Below are 12,822 nucleotides of genomic sequence, written 5' to 3'. Positions count from 1 at the left end.
CATCAATGTGCCAGGGGCGACAAGGCCACCGACAGGTCGTTGGGAGGGCGCTTGTGGTCGAAGGCCAGGCTGGCTTCCACATGCATCAAATGGGCCTGCATCAGCTGCACGGCCAGCGCTTCGTCGCGCGCGGCCAGCGCATCGACGATGGCCGAATGTTCGTCGTGCGAATGCGCCGCCGCGCTGGCCGACTGGTACATGAGCGTGATGAGCGCGCAGCGCGAGATGAGGTCGCCCAGCATCTGCGCCAGCACTTCGTTGCCCATCAGCTCGGCCATGCGCACGTGGAAGTCGCCCAGCAACTCGGTGCGGCTGCTGGCGTCAGTGCCTTCCACGGCCGCCTGCTCGCGGCGGACGTGTTCGCGCAGCGCGCGGATCTTGGCCGGCGTGCTGCTGCGCACGAACGCGCGAGTCATCTCGGCTTCCAGCATGCCGCGCACGGCAAACACCTGGCGCGCCTCGGTCACCGACGGGGTGGACACGAAAGCGCCGCGCGCGGGCTCCAGCGTGACCAAACGGTTCTGCGCCAGTTGAAAGAGCGCCTGCCGCACCAGCGTGCGCGACACGCCGAAGTGGTCGGCCAGCTTTTGCTCGACCAGCTTGGTGCCCGGCTGCAGCCGGTGCGCCGCGATGGCACGCGTGAGCGACTCTACGATGGCGCTGGTGGAAGAAGATTCCATGGGTGGCGAAGCCAGGTGGATTCGATGAGTGGACTGGCTAAAAGTGTATACACTTTTGGTCCACACCAATCCCCGTCTACCAGCCGTTACTTCAGGAGATTCCCTATGGGCCTTAGCACCCACGTTCTCGACACGATGCACGGCTGCCCGGCGGCGGGCATGGCGGTGTCGCTGTATTCCATGGCCGGCGGCGAGCCCACGCTGCTCAAGCAACTCGTGCTCAACCACGACGGCCGCACCGACGCGCCGCTGTTCGACAACGCCAGTCTGCGCGCCGGCACGTATCGGCTGAGCTTCGAGGTGGCGGCGTACTTCAAAGCGCGCGGGGTGGAGCTGCCGGAGCCGAACTTCCTTAACGTCGTGCACCTGGACTTCGGCGTGGCCCATGCCGACCAGCATTACCACGTGCCGCTGCTGGTCAGCCCCTGGAGCTATTCGACCTACCGCGGGTCTTGATTGCTATACAAATAATAGCTGGTAGCGCTTTATTTCAGGGCGGTGCAGATGCTTTTTTATCGCAATGGCAATGGATTCAGGCGCGTGCAGCTATGGATTCGATAGCGTTAGGCACCTCAATTCAAAGCTGTCCCTCTGTCTTGGTATCCAGCTGAAAGCGCCCCGACTTGTCCCACAGCCAAGTGTCGGTGTAGGTGACTTTGCCCATGCGCGTGGGCGCGGGAAAGGGCGCCGCTTCTCGCACCATGCCCTCGATCTCCTTCATCACTTCAGGCGCATGGCGCGGTGCGCGCAGCCAGCGCACGGCGGTCACGCGGCCGACCTTGTCGATGTCCACTTCCAGCACGCCGATGGCGTACAGCAGCGGCGGCAGCTTGCCCTTGTGGATGCGATCGGCATTTAAACCGTACAGGTGCGTTGCGGCGTCCTGCCGGTAGGCGCGCGGCGTGGCGGCGGCAGAGGCGCGGGCCGATCCGTGCTCCGCCGGCACGGGGCCGACCACGGCGGGCGGCTCGCTGGCACTCGGGCGTGTTTCTTCCGGCCGCGTCGGGGCGCTGGGCGGGCGGCAGGCGCTCATCAGCGCGGCCACGGCCGCCATCAGGCTGGCGGGCAACCAGAAGGGGCGCTTGCGGCGCGACGAAGGCTTGGGGGGCAGGGGCGGCTGGGTCATGGTGGGGCGTGTCGCTCGCTATGCTGTGTCGACGGTGCCGTGCAGGCGCAGGATCGGCATACGGATCGGCACATGAAAGGACTCGGATGAGTGGGGAAATGACGGCGTTGCATCGCTTGCTGGAAGGCCTGGGCCTGGCGCCCGCCTGCCTGGTGGTGGTGGAGTCTACCCAAGGCTCGGTGCCGCGCGAGTCCGGCACGTGGATGGCCGTATTCGGCGGTGCCGGCCCGGTCATCGGCACCATCGGTGGCGGCCATCTGGAATGGCAGGCGATTGCCGATGCACGCGACTGGCTGGGCGCGGCGGGCGTTGGTGACGGCGCCCCGGCAACCCGCCTGGTGCGCCACGCGCTCGGCCCCAGCCTGGGGCAGTGCTGCGGCGGCGTGGTGCAGGTGCGGCTCGAACGTGTCACCGTGGCCGACGTTCCGGCGCTGCGCCAGCGGCTGGCGCCACGCCTGCAGCCGCTGGCGCTGTTCGGCGGCGGCCACGTCGGCCATGCGCTGGCCCGGGTGCTGGCGCCGCTGCCCTTCGCGCTGCACTGGATCGACAGCCGCGACGGCGTCTTCCCGCCCGACATGCTGGCCCGTGGGCCACACGGCACGCTGTGCGAACACTCCGAGCCCGTGCAGGGCGCCGTGCCCACGCTGGCGGCGGGCTCGCTGGTGCTGGTGATGAGCTTCAGCCACGCCGAAGACCTGGACATCGTCGCCGCCTGCCTGCAGCGCCGCCGCACGCAGGCCGACCTGCCCTTCATCGGAATGATCGGCAGCCGCACCAAGTGGGCCACCTTCCGACGCCGGCTGGCCGAGCGCGGGTTTTCCGACGCGGAACTGGCGGGCGTCACTTGCCCGATCGGGTTGCCCGGCATCACAGACAAGGCGCCGGAGGTGATTGCCGTGGCGGTGGCGGCGCAGCTGTTGCAGATCACACAGCAGCCGGCCTGAACCAGCGGCCGCTTGCCGCCGGCAGGAACAAATCCTGCATACACTTCGCAGGTCTATCCAGGTCGCAGCGGTGCCCCGGCGTTCATCACCAAGAGCGCCAAGGTGCGCGGCCCCAATCTTCTGCTCAGAGCGCCCGCAGTGGTGAGCAGGTTCTTATGCATGGCGTCCCACACGCCATCGGGGCTGAGAGAACACATGGAAAGCTATCTTCTCGACTGGGCCAACCTGCTGCTGCGCTGGGTCCACGTCATCACTGCCATCGCCTGGGTCGGCTCGTCGTTCTACTTCGTGTTCCTCGATTCCAGCCTCACGCCTCCGGTCGATGACGAGCTGAAAAAGCAGGGCGTGAGCGGCGAGCTCTGGGCGGTGCACGGCGGCGGGTTCTATCACCCGGTCAAGTTCGCCGGCGCGCCGCCGCAGTTGCCCAAGAATTTGCATTGGTTCTTCTGGGAAAGCTACAGCACCTGGATCAGCGGCTTTGCGCTGTTCACGGTGTCGTACCTGTGGAGCGCCAGCACCTACCTGATCGACAAGTCGCGCATGGACTGGGCGCCGGCCACGGCCATCGCGGTGGCGCTGGCCTTCCTGGTGGTGTTCTGGCTGCTGTACGACGCCATCTGCCGCGTGTTCGGCCAGCGAAAGAATGGCGACGCCACCGTCGGCGCGCTGGTCTTCGTGCTGGTGTGCTTGGCGTCGTGGCTGGCGTGCCACTGGTTCGCCGGCCGCGCAGCCTTTTTGCTGGTGGGCGCAATGATCGCCACGGCGATGAGCGCCAACGTGTTCTTCTGGATCATTCCCGGCCAGCGCACGGTGATCGCGCAGATGAAGGCCGGCCAGCCGGTCGATCCCATCCACGGCCAACGCGGCAAGCAGCGCAGCGTGCACAACACCTACTTCACGCTGCCGGTGCTGTTCGCCATGCTGTCCAACCACTACAGCTTCACCTGGGGCCATCCGCAGAACTGGCTGATCCTCATCCTGATGATGTTCGCGGGCGCTGCCATCCGCCAGTTCTTCGTGATGCGCCACGGCTGGAAGCTGGGCCGCAACGCGCACCCGCTCCCTTACGCACTGGTGGGGCTGGCGGTGATCCTGGGCACCATCATTGGCTTGAAGCCTTCGGTCGTGCCGTCGACGCCTGCTGCGGCTGCCGGTGCTGCGGCGCAGCCCGTGGACTACGCCCAGCTGCAGCCCGTGCTGGCGCAGCGCTGCTACATGTGCCATGGCGAGCAGGTGCAGATGAAGAACCTGCGGCTGGATTCGCCCGCTACCGTGCAGCAGCACGCGCAGGCGGTGTACCAGCAGGTGGTGGTGCAAAAGCTCATGCCCATGAACAACGCCACCGGCATGACGGAGGAAGAACGCGCGCTGGTCAAACGGTGGTTCGAGGCAGGCGCGCCTATCGCGAGCGCCAAGTAATCGCCAGGTAGGCGCCGGCGGCTCGCACGCTAAATCAGCGTCAGCGCTGGCTCTTTTGTCGGTGAGGATTCTCGAAGATCTCCTCGACCGGCCGGCCGAACACCACGCTGATGCGGTAGGCCAGATCCAGCGATGGATCATGCTTTTCCACCTCGAGCGCATTCACGGCCTGTCGCGAGACGGCCAGGCGTTCGGCGAGCTGGGCCTGCGTCCAGCCGGCTTCTGCGCGCAGTGTCCGCAAACGGTTTTTCATCGCTGGGCTCAGCGGCTCGACCGTACAAATGGCCAGACCACGGCCGATACGGCCCAGAACAGCGGAAAGACAAGCCATGTGCGCATGCTCGGCGCCCCGGCATAGGTTTCGCCAAAGCCCCAGGCCGTGCACGCCACCATGACGATGCCTGCGCTCAGGATGACGCGCTTGGCCCACAGCACACGCAGGTATTCGTCGCTGTCGACGATGAGCCGAAGCAGAGTCCAGAGCTGCCCTGCGATCGGCAACGCCACCGCGAGCGCCAGCACCCAGCCGGCCGGCGTGCCGATCCACGCATCGAACACACCAAAGATCGCGGCTGCATTGATGAGTGCGTAGATGGCCATGAAAAAGAAGGTTCTCGTGACGTAGCGCCGGTTAGGGGACGCATCGACGAAAAAGGGTGAGTTGACTACAGACATCCAGAACTCCATGTAAGGTTTACATGACTTTAAGGATGTCAGGTTTACTTGTCAAATGGATGGGGGTGCATTTCTTCCTGGCTGGGCGCCGATGGGCTCGCGCTGTCGGCGAAGTCCTCTCAGGTACATTACCGCGCTGCTTTTTTGAAAGGAACCGGCTTGGAACTCGTGAGCTTTTTGATCGACTTCATCGTGCATGTCGACAAGCACCTGGCGGCCTTTGTCGCCAGCTACGGCCCATGGGTCTATGCGCTGCTGTTCATCATTGTGTTTGTGGAAACGGGCGTGGTGGTGATGCCGTTCTTGCCGGGCGATTCGCTGCTGTTCATCGTCGGTGCGTTGAGCGGAGCGGGGCTGATGGACTTTTCCATCGCCTGCGTGGTGCTGATTGCGGCCGCCATTCTGGGCGACCAGTGCAACTACATGATCGGGCGCAAGATCGGCCCCAAGGTGTTCCAGTGGGAAGACTCGCGCTGGTTCAACAGGCGCGCGTTCGACCAGGCGCACAATTTCTATGAAAAGTACGGCGGCATCACCATCGTGATCGCGCGCTTCATGCCCTTCATTCGCACTTTTGCACCCTTCGTGGCCGGCGTGGCCGCGATGAGCCGGGCCAAATTCACCGCGTACAACGTGGGCGGCGCCTTTTTGTGGGTGCTCGGCATCTGCTCCGCTGGCTACTTCTTCGGCAACTTCCCCTGGGTGCAGAAAAATCTGGACAAGATCATCTGGGCGATGATTTTCATTCCCGGCCTCATCGCGATCTTCGGGGCCTGGCGCGCCGGCCGCCACAAGGTAGCCGCGACGTGAAAGACCTCTGCGCATTTTTCCCTTCAGCGCAGTCGTTCCGGGGTTCGCAAGTGCAGATTGCTGGCCATCAAAAACGGGTGCGCCTGCCGGAGGCGCCCAAAGAAAAACCGCCCGAAGGCGGTTGGTCTGGATGTGTGGGTCAGCGAATCAACGGCGGCCGTTGCGCTGGTCGCGGTCTTCACCCAATTCGTGGCCGATGAGGGCGCCCGCTGCGGCACCGCCCACCGTGGCGGCTGTGCCACCCAGTGCGCTACCCACGACACCGCCGACCACTGCGCCGGCACCGGTGCCTACCTGGGCGCTAGTGGGGTTGGTGGAGCAGCCTGCGAGGCCCAAAGCGGCGACACAGGCGGCGGCGGACAGAAGATGGCGGTAGTTCATGGTGTGCTCCTAATACGTGTGCGAATGACGGGTCATGTGTGGCGGGCCTGCTTGGCACAGACCTCATCCAGCACGTAAAGCAACTATCGCCTGGCCACCTCGCAGCAGGTGTCAGCAGAAGATGCCGTGGGTTGTAGGACGTTGCCAGTGCGGTCAGTGTTCGAGGTGGCGCTACGTGTGGAATAAGACCTCGTACTTCAACCATCCACCAGACAGATCGTTACCAACAAGGAAGCGTCTTTCAGTGCGCGCAGGGAATGCGGAGCCTTGGCCTGCAGATGGATGAAGTCGCCCGCGCTCAGAAGATGCGCCGAGCTGCCGGTGTGGAATTCCACCTCGCCCTCCAGGCACTGCACCGTGATCTCGCCGGGTGTGTCGTGCTGGCGCATCTCCTTGCCCGCCGGCAGCACCACGCGAATGACTTCCAACTGGCCGGCCTTGATGATGGCGGCGGTGGCCGTGGTGGCGATCTTCTCGCCCAGGGGTGCGAGGCTGACGATGTCTCCGGACCGTGCATGTTGCAGTGCCATGGTGCTTCTCCTTGTGGGGTGGATGTGGCGCCGGGGCACTGCTGCGGAAAGCCGTTCGCTAGACGGACCTGCTGCGCGCCAGCGGCGGGTTCTTGGCGAAGTATCGCGTGATGCCGCGCATCAGTGCGTCAGCCAATTGCTGCTGGTAGGTGGCGGTACGCAGCTTGGCCTCTTCTTCGGGATTGCTGATGAAGGCGGTTTCCACCAGCACACTGGGAATGTCGGGCGCCTTCAGCACGGCAAAGCCTGCTTGCTCCACGCGCGGCTTGTGCAGCCGGGCCATGCCGCCGATCTCGCCCAGCAGCACGGTACCGAGCTTGAGGCTGTCGTTGATCTGCGCGGTGGTGCTCATGTCCAGCATCATGCGTTGGACATGCTGGTCCTGTGTCTTCACGTTCAGGCCGCCGACCAGGTCGGCCTGGTTTTCCTTGTTGGCCAGCCAGCGTGCGGCCGTGCTGGATGCGCCGCCCTGGCTTAAAGCGAACACGCTGGCGCCGCGCGCTGCTGGCGTGGTGAATGCGTCGGCGTGGATCGACACGAACAGGTCGGCCTGCACGCGGCGGGCCTTTTCCACGCGCACGCCCAGCGGCACGAAGAAGTCGGCGTCGCGCGTGAGAAAGGCGCGCATCGGGTTGCCGCCCACGGTGGTGGCGTTGATGCGGTCGCGCAGCAGGTGTGCGACCTTCAGCACCACGTCTTTCTCGCGCGTGCCACCCGGGCCGATGGCGCCGGGGTCTTCGCCGCCGTGGCCCGGGTCCAGCGCCACGATGATGAGCCGATCGGTCGCCCGGGCGATTGCAGGCGCGGCAGGCTGCGGCCGTGTGGGCGGTGCGGGCGGCGATGGCGGAGCGGCAGCGACGAGCGGCGGCGGCGCGGCGGGCGCCATGCCGGGCGCCGGTGCCGGCGCGCCGGGCCGCTGGCCGGTCTGTGCAATCAGGTCCCCCAGCGGGTCGGTCGGTGTGCCGGGCTTGGCTGCAATGTGCGGCATCGGGGCCGGCGTGGGGGCCTCGCGCAGACGCTCGGCGATCAATGCCTCCAGAGGGTCTTCGGGCACGGCCGGGTACAGGTCGAACACCAGGCGGTGCTGGTACGCCGCCACCGGCTTGAGCGAGAACACCTGCGGCAGCGCAGCCTGTTTGAGGTCGATCACCAGCCGTACCACGCCGGGTGCGTTTTGCCCCACGCGGATGCCGGCGATGTTCGGGTCGTCGGACTTGACCTTGGCGACCAGCTCGCGCAACTCAGGGTTCAGATCCAGGCCTTCGATGTCCACCGCCAGGCGCGGCGGCGTGGCGACGAAGAACTGCTTGGCGACCAGCGGCTGGTCTGACTCGATGGTGACGCGGGAGTAGTCCTGCGCGGGCCACACGCGCACCGCCACGATGCCGGCGCCGCGCGCGATCTGCTGCGCGCCCAGCAGCAACACCAGGGTACCGGCCTGCATCAGCAGCTTGCGGCGCGAGGGCGTGGAGTCGGCCGAGCCAGCGCAGTCAATGGGGCGAAAGGCGTCTGTGCCGCCAGGGCGGGCGTCGCTCATGCGTTCAATCCTTGCAGCAGTTGTTGCCCGCGCGCGGTGCCTGCGCGCAGCGTGACGTGGCGGTGGTCGTCATCCAGCGCGTCGATATGGATGGCCAGGTCGGCCGGCGGCAGCAGCGCGGCGGCCTTGTCGGGCCATTCGGCCAGCTTCAGGCCGGGGCTGGCGAAGACGTCGCGAAAGCCCGCGTCTTCCCATTCGCGCGGGTCGCTGAAGCGGTAGAAGTCGAAATGCGAGATGGCTAGACCTGGCGCTTCGTGCGGTTCCACCACCGCGTAGGTCGGGCTCTTGATGCGGCCCTGCACGCCCAGTGCGCGCAGCAGGTGCCGCACCAGCGTGGTCTTGCCGGCGCCCAGGTCGCCATGCAAGGTGATGAAGGCGTTGCGCAATTCAGGCAGCGCGGCCAGACGCTCGGCAAAGCGTGCGGTGTCGTCCTCGCCGTGCCAATGCAGTTCGGTGGAGGCGATGGCGGGCGCTGCGCCCGTGGCCTCAGGGGAGGGGCTTTCTACAATCTGGCCGTAATGTCGTTCAGCAGTCAACTCGTTCCTCAAATGCAAGGCTGGGCCCGCGAACTGGGATTCTCCCAAATCGGCGTGGCGGGCGTGGATTTGTCCTCGGCCGAAGCCGGGTTGATGCAATGGCTGGCCCAAGGGTTCCACGGCGAGATGCAATACATGCAAGCGCATGGACTCAAACGCGCACGGCCGGCCGAGCTGGTGCCCGGCACCGTCAGCGTGATCACCGCGCGCATGGACTATCTGCCGGCCTCCACCTTCGACGGCGCCGCTGCGCAAGACGGTTGGCAGACGGTCGAATTCGCGCGCCTGCAGCGGCCCACCGAAGGCATCGTATCGGTCTACGCCCGTGGACGCGACTATCACAAGGTCTTGCGCAGCCGCTTGCAGAAGCTGGCCGACCGCATCGGCCAGGCGGTGGGGCCCATCGGCCACCGCGTGTTCACCGATTCAGCGCCCGTGCTGGAGGCCGAGCTGGCCAGCCGCAGCGGCCAGGGCTGGCGCGGCAAGCACACGCTGGTGCTGCACCGCGACGCCGGCTCGATGTTCTTTCTGGGCGAGATCTATGTGGACATGGACCTGCCCGAAAGCGCCCCGGTCACGCCGCACTGCGGCACCTGCCAGGCCTGCATAGACGTGTGCCCCACGCAGGCCATCGTGGCGCCGCACCGGGTGGACGCGCGGCGCTGTATCTCGTACCTCACCATCGAGCATGCCGGCGCTATACCCGAAGCCTTGCGCCCGTTGATGGGCAACCGCATCTACGGCTGCGACGACTGCCAGCTGATCTGTCCGTGGAACAAGTTCGCGCAGGCCAGCGTGCTGCCGGACTTCGACGCGCGCACCGGCCTGGTTGGCCAGCAGCTGGCGCATCTCTTCAGCTGGGACGAGCCCACCTTCCTGCGGCTGACCGAGGGCGGCCCCATCCGCCGCATCGGCCATGAGCGCTGGCTGCGCAATGTGGCGGTGGCACTGGGCAACGCGCTGCGCCAGACGGGCGATGCCGGCGTGCGCGCCGCACTGGCCGCCCGCGCCGAGGACGCCAGCCCGTTGGTGCGCGAGCACGTGGCCTGGGCCCTGGCGCAAGAATTTGAATGAAATTGGCCTCTAGCGCTTATCCATCAAGCGCTGATAGCTATCATATTTATAGCAAATGGCTGTGTGTCACCGCAGCACGCCCAGCGCGAACGGCAGGCTCAGCACACCCAGCACGGTCGACAGCGTGACCAGCCCGGCCACGTACGGCCCGTTGTAGCCCATGCGCGCGGCCAGCACGTAGCAGGTGGACGCGGTGGGCAAGGCAGAGAAGGCCAGCAGCACGGTGGTCTGCACGGCATCCAGCCCCAGCAGACGCGCCATGCCCCAGGCCAGCAGCGGCTGCACAAGATGGCGGATCAGCAGCACCGACGCCCCCAGCAGCTTGCCGCGCGCCAGCGTACCGAACTGCATGCCCGCACCGGCGGCCATCAGCCCCAGCGCCAGCGACGACGCGCTGATGCGGCTGACCGTGGGCTCGATCCAGCCCGGTATCCGAAACCCCAGCAGGTTGGCAACCAGCCCGGTGGCCGTGGCCACGATGAGCGGGTTGCGCACCAACTCGCGCACAAAGCCTGTCTGCCCCGCGCGCGCCATGGGCCATACGGCGGCCACGTTGAACAGCGGCACGCACACGCCGATCAGCACGGCGATCAGCAGCAGGCCCTGCGGGCCGGCCAGCCGGTCGGCCAGCGCCAGGGCGATGAACGAGTTGAAGCGGAAAGCCACCTGCGCGCTGGCAGCGTGGTCGCGCGGGTCGATGCGCCCGCGCAGCCCTGGCATGCGCGGCAGCAAGTACGCCAAGCCAATGCCGGCCAGCCCGACCAGCACGCCGGCGACGATCAGCCCCGAAGCCTCGCCCACCTGAATCGGGCTCTTCACGATGGACTGGAACAGCAGCACCGGGAACAGCAGAAAGTACACCAGCGTTTCCACCGGCTGCCACACCGCGCGGCCCAGCGGGGTGTAGCGGCACAGCAGGTAGCCCAGCAAGATGAGGGAGAAGTCGGGGAGCAGCAGCTGGGCGTAGGTCACCCGGTGAGCATACCTGCCGCCGAAGGGCAGCAGAGTGCGCCAGAGCCTTGCAGGACGCTGACACACGCCGCGCGTTCAAGGGAAAGCCCTCACGATTGGCGCGCATCTCACAAGCCCTTTGCCGTGATCCTGCGTTTAGGATTTACGGCCACGGCTGTCGCCGTTGTTACATGCACACAGGAGAAGAGACTATGCACCGTCGAAACTGGTTCGGACTGGCCCTTGCACTGGCCGCCGGCACCTCGTTTGCTCAGACCTACCCCAACAAGCCCGTGCGCCTGGTGGTTCCCTTCGCCCCCGGTGGCACGACGGACATCATTGCCCGCGTGATCGCCGAGCCGCTGGGCAAGGCACTGGGCCAGTCAGTGATCGTGGAGAACAAGCCCGGTGGCGGCGGCATCGTGGGCGCGTCTGAAACGGCCCGTGCCACGCCCGATGGCTACGCGCTCGGTATCGCCACGGTGTCGTCCACGGCGGCCAACCCGGCCATCAACCCCAAGACGCCGTACAACCCGCTGACCGACTTCACACCGATCATCAACATCGCGGCCACGCCCAACATCATTGCGGTGAACCCCAGCTTTCCCGCCAAGGACTACAAGTCCTTCGTGACCGAGCTCAAGAAGTCGCCGGGCAAGTATTCGTTCTCGTCGTCGGGCACGGGCGGCATCGGCCACCTGCAGATGGAGTTGTACAAGAGCCTGAGCAACACCTTCGTCACGCACATTCCCTACCGCGGCGCGGGCCCTGCGCTCAACGACACGGTGGCCGGCCAGGTGCCCATGATTTTCGACAACCTGCCTTCGGCACTGCCCTTCATCAAGGACGGCCGCCTGGTGCCCATCGTGGTGGCTGCGCCCCAGCGCGTGGCGGCCCTGCCCAACGTGCCCACGTTCAAGGAAGTGGGCCTGGAGCCCGTCAACCGCATGGCCTACTACGGCATCCTCGGCCCCAAGGGCCTGCCCAAGGACGTCGTGGACAAGATCAACGCAGGCGTGCGCAAGGCGCTGGAAGATCCGGCCGTAAAGAAGCGCATCGAGGACACCGGCTCCATCGTCATCGGCAACTCGCCCGAGCAATTTGCCGAGCAGATCAAGGCCGAGTTCGAGATCTACAAGCAGGTCGTGCAAAAGCAGAAGCTGGTGCTTGAATAAAGCGCCGCGCGCTTTACCGCGCCACCAAGCCGCCCGTTTCCACAGGGCGGCTTTTTTTTGCGCCCGCGCGTGCTATGGTTTTCCATGCTCCCCGACAGCCAGACCGCCATTGACACTTTCATCGACGCGCTGTGGCTGGAAGACGGCCTGTCGCGCAACACGCTGGCGGCTTATCGGCTGGACCTGACGCTCTATGCCGGCTGGCTGGCAGATCAAACCCCGCCCCTGGCGCTGGACGCCACCGCCGAGCACCACCTGAACGGCTACTTCGCCGCGCGCCATGCGGTCACGCGGGCCACGTCGGCCAACCGGCGGCTGACGGTGCTGCGGCGCTACTTTCACTGGGCGCTGCGCGAGCGGCGCATCACCGTCGACCCCACCGCGCGCCTGCAGGCCGCCAGGCAGCCGTTGCGCGTGCCCAAGACGCTGACGCAAGCGCAGGTCGAAGCCCTGCTGCATGCACCGGACACCGCCACCCCGCTGGGCCTGCGCGACCGCGCCATGCTGGAGCTGATGTACGCCAGCGGCCTGCGCGTGACCGAGCTGGTCACCCTCAAGACCTTTCACCTGGGTCTGCAGGAGGGTGTGCTGCGGGTGATGGGCAAGGGCGGCAAGGAGCGGCTGGTGCCCTTCGGCGAAGAGGCCGGCCGCTGGCTGGAGCGCTACTTGGCCGAGTCGCGCGCCGCCATTCTGGGCGGCCAGCAGAGCGACGACCTGTTCGTCACCCAGCGTGGAGCGGGCATGACGCGGGCCATGTTCTGGGTCATCGTGAAGAAGAATGCGCACCTCGCCGGCATCACCGCGCCGCCGTCGCCCCACACGCTGCGCCACGCCTTTGCCACCCACTTGCTGAACCATGGGGCCGACCTCCGTGTGGTGCAGCTGCTGCTGGGCCATGCCGACATTTCCACAACCACCATCTACACCCACGTGGCGCGCGAGCGCCTCAAGCAACTGCACGCACAGCACCATCCGCGCGGCTGA

16 protein-coding genes are annotated in these 12,822 nt (G+C 66.3%); 7 read left to right on the top strand and 9 right to left on the bottom strand.

Annotation, left to right across the window (positions count from 1 at the left end):
* Nucleotides 1-2: 2 nt before the first annotated feature.
* Nucleotides 3-680: a GntR family transcriptional regulator gene (locus RQI28_RS12030; protein ID WP_311222830.1), complete on the bottom strand. Its 678-nt coding sequence runs from the start codon at nt 678-680 to the stop codon at nt 3-5.
* Nucleotides 681-785: 105 nt separating this feature from the next.
* Here RQI28_RS12030 and uraH point away from each other — a divergent pair, with 105 nt between their 5' ends.
* A complete protein-coding gene (uraH, locus tag RQI28_RS12025; RefSeq protein ID WP_311222829.1) occupies nt 786-1,136 on the top strand; it encodes a hydroxyisourate hydrolase in 351 nt (116 codons plus the stop codon).
* Between the two features lie 121 nt (nt 1,137-1,257).
* Here uraH and RQI28_RS12020 read toward each other — a convergent pair whose 3' ends face one another.
* Nucleotides 1,258-1,806 carry a hypothetical protein gene (locus RQI28_RS12020; RefSeq protein WP_404976903.1) on the bottom strand — a complete coding sequence of 183 codons (549 nt, stop codon included), beginning with the start codon at nt 1,804-1,806 and terminating at the stop codon, nt 1,258-1,260.
* Between the two features lie 98 nt (nt 1,807-1,904).
* Between RQI28_RS12020 and xdhC the strand changes: the two genes are divergently transcribed.
* Nucleotides 1,905-2,750 (top strand): xanthine dehydrogenase accessory protein XdhC, encoded by an 846-nt coding sequence (gene xdhC, locus RQI28_RS12015; RefSeq protein ID WP_311222828.1) that lies wholly within the window; start codon nt 1,905-1,907, stop codon nt 2,748-2,750.
* 195 nt (nt 2,751-2,945) lie between these two features.
* Nucleotides 2,946-4,169 (top strand): urate hydroxylase PuuD, encoded by a 1,224-nt coding sequence (locus RQI28_RS12010; RefSeq protein ID WP_311222827.1) that lies wholly within the window; start codon nt 2,946-2,948, stop codon nt 4,167-4,169.
* A gap of 40 nt (nt 4,170-4,209) precedes the next feature.
* Here the strand turns inward: RQI28_RS12010 and RQI28_RS12005 are convergent, their stop codons facing one another.
* Together RQI28_RS12005 and RQI28_RS12000 are read right to left on the bottom strand one after the other, a co-directional pair.
* Entirely contained in the window at nt 4,210-4,422 is a 213-nt protein-coding gene (locus RQI28_RS12005) for a helix-turn-helix transcriptional regulator (protein ID WP_311222826.1), read from the bottom strand.
* A gap of 8 nt (nt 4,423-4,430) precedes the next feature.
* Nucleotides 4,431-4,856: a hypothetical protein gene (locus tag RQI28_RS12000; protein ID WP_311222825.1), complete on the bottom strand. Its 426-nt coding sequence runs from the start codon at nt 4,854-4,856 to the stop codon at nt 4,431-4,433.
* A 147-nt stretch (nt 4,857-5,003) separates the two neighbouring features.
* Here RQI28_RS12000 and RQI28_RS11995 point away from each other — a divergent pair, with 147 nt between their 5' ends.
* On the top strand, nt 5,004-5,654 hold the full coding sequence (locus tag RQI28_RS11995) for a DedA family protein (RefSeq protein ID WP_311222824.1): 651 nt from the start codon (nt 5,004-5,006) through the stop codon (nt 5,652-5,654).
* Nucleotides 5,655-5,801: 147 nt separating this feature from the next.
* Here RQI28_RS11995 and RQI28_RS11990 read toward each other — a convergent pair whose 3' ends face one another.
* From RQI28_RS11990 to tsaE, 4 genes are all read right to left on the bottom strand, one after another.
* Nucleotides 5,802-6,035: a glycine zipper 2TM domain-containing protein gene (locus RQI28_RS11990; RefSeq protein ID WP_311222823.1), complete on the bottom strand. Its 234-nt coding sequence runs from the start codon at nt 6,033-6,035 to the stop codon at nt 5,802-5,804.
* Nucleotides 6,036-6,232: 197 nt separating this feature from the next.
* On the bottom strand, nt 6,233-6,565 hold the full coding sequence (locus tag RQI28_RS11985) for a cupin domain-containing protein (RefSeq protein WP_311222822.1): 333 nt from the start codon (nt 6,563-6,565) through the stop codon (nt 6,233-6,235).
* 58 nt (nt 6,566-6,623) lie between these two features.
* Nucleotides 6,624-8,009: an N-acetylmuramoyl-L-alanine amidase gene (locus tag RQI28_RS11980; protein ID WP_311222885.1), complete on the bottom strand. Its 1,386-nt coding sequence runs from the start codon at nt 8,007-8,009 to the stop codon at nt 6,624-6,626.
* Nucleotides 8,010-8,098: 89 nt separating this feature from the next.
* On the bottom strand, nt 8,099-8,638 hold the full coding sequence (tsaE, locus tag RQI28_RS11975) for a tRNA (adenosine(37)-N6)-threonylcarbamoyltransferase complex ATPase subunit type 1 TsaE (RefSeq protein ID WP_311222821.1): 540 nt from the start codon (nt 8,636-8,638) through the stop codon (nt 8,099-8,101).
* 12 nt (nt 8,639-8,650) lie between these two features.
* Here tsaE and queG point away from each other — a divergent pair, with 12 nt between their 5' ends.
* Nucleotides 8,651-9,712, top strand: coding sequence for a tRNA epoxyqueuosine(34) reductase QueG (gene queG, locus RQI28_RS11970; protein ID WP_311222884.1), 1,062 nt, complete (start codon nt 8,651-8,653; stop codon nt 9,710-9,712).
* Nucleotides 9,713-9,778: 66 nt separating this feature from the next.
* Here the strand turns inward: queG and RQI28_RS11965 are convergent, their stop codons facing one another.
* Nucleotides 9,779-10,684 (bottom strand): AEC family transporter, encoded by a 906-nt coding sequence (locus tag RQI28_RS11965; RefSeq protein ID WP_311222820.1) that lies wholly within the window; start codon nt 10,682-10,684, stop codon nt 9,779-9,781.
* Nucleotides 10,685-10,875: 191 nt separating this feature from the next.
* On the opposite strand from RQI28_RS11965, the gene RQI28_RS11960 reads away from it, so the two are divergent.
* Both RQI28_RS11960 and xerD read left to right on the top strand, forming a co-directional pair.
* Nucleotides 10,876-11,838, top strand: a complete 963-nt coding sequence (locus RQI28_RS11960; protein ID WP_311222819.1) for a tripartite tricarboxylate transporter substrate binding protein BugE — start codon at nt 10,876-10,878, stop codon at nt 11,836-11,838.
* Nucleotides 11,839-11,922: 84 nt separating this feature from the next.
* A complete protein-coding gene (gene xerD / locus RQI28_RS11955) occupies nt 11,923-12,822 on the top strand; it encodes a site-specific tyrosine recombinase XerD (protein ID WP_311222818.1) in 900 nt (299 codons plus the stop codon).

Source organism: Acidovorax sp. WCS2018Noco2-16 (assembly GCF_031843945.1).
Taxonomy (GTDB): Bacteria; Pseudomonadota; Gammaproteobacteria; order Burkholderiales; family Burkholderiaceae_C; genus Paracidovorax.
This window is presented reverse-complemented; position numbering and strand designations above follow the sequence as displayed.

Excerpts from the sequence above, each read along its gene's own strand:
- RQI28_RS12010 (WP_311222827.1), top strand. The coding sequence starts at position 2,946 with ATGGAAAGCTATCTTCTCGACTGGGCCAACCTGCTGCTGCGCTGGGTC.
- RQI28_RS12000 (WP_311222825.1), bottom strand. The coding sequence starts at position 4,856 with ATGGAGTTCTGGATGTCTGTAGTCAACTCACCCTTTTTCGTCGATGCG.
- RQI28_RS12020 (WP_404976903.1), bottom strand. The coding sequence starts at position 1,806 with ATGACCCAGCCGCCCCTGCCCCCCAAGCCTTCGTCGCGCCGCAAGCGC.
- xerD (WP_311222818.1), top strand. The coding sequence starts at position 11,923 with ATGCTCCCCGACAGCCAGACCGCCATTGACACTTTCATCGACGCGCTG.
- RQI28_RS11990 (WP_311222823.1), bottom strand. The coding sequence starts at position 6,035 with ATGAACTACCGCCATCTTCTGTCCGCCGCCGCCTGTGTCGCCGCTTTG.
- RQI28_RS12005 (WP_311222826.1), bottom strand. The coding sequence starts at position 4,422 with ATGAAAAACCGTTTGCGGACACTGCGCGCAGAAGCCGGCTGGACGCAG.
- RQI28_RS12030 (WP_311222830.1), bottom strand. The coding sequence starts at position 680 with ATGGAATCTTCTTCCACCAGCGCCATCGTAGAGTCGCTCACGCGTGCC.
- RQI28_RS11985 (WP_311222822.1), bottom strand. The coding sequence starts at position 6,565 with ATGGCACTGCAACATGCACGGTCCGGAGACATCGTCAGCCTCGCACCC.
- uraH (WP_311222829.1), top strand. The coding sequence starts at position 786 with ATGGGCCTTAGCACCCACGTTCTCGACACGATGCACGGCTGCCCGGCG.
- RQI28_RS11980 (WP_311222885.1), bottom strand. The coding sequence starts at position 8,009 with ATGCAGGCCGGTACCCTGGTGTTGCTGCTGGGCGCGCAGCAGATCGCG.
- RQI28_RS11960 (WP_311222819.1), top strand. The coding sequence starts at position 10,876 with ATGCACCGTCGAAACTGGTTCGGACTGGCCCTTGCACTGGCCGCCGGC.
- queG (WP_311222884.1), top strand. The coding sequence starts at position 8,651 with ATGCAAGGCTGGGCCCGCGAACTGGGATTCTCCCAAATCGGCGTGGCG.
- xdhC (WP_311222828.1), top strand. The coding sequence starts at position 1,905 with ATGACGGCGTTGCATCGCTTGCTGGAAGGCCTGGGCCTGGCGCCCGCC.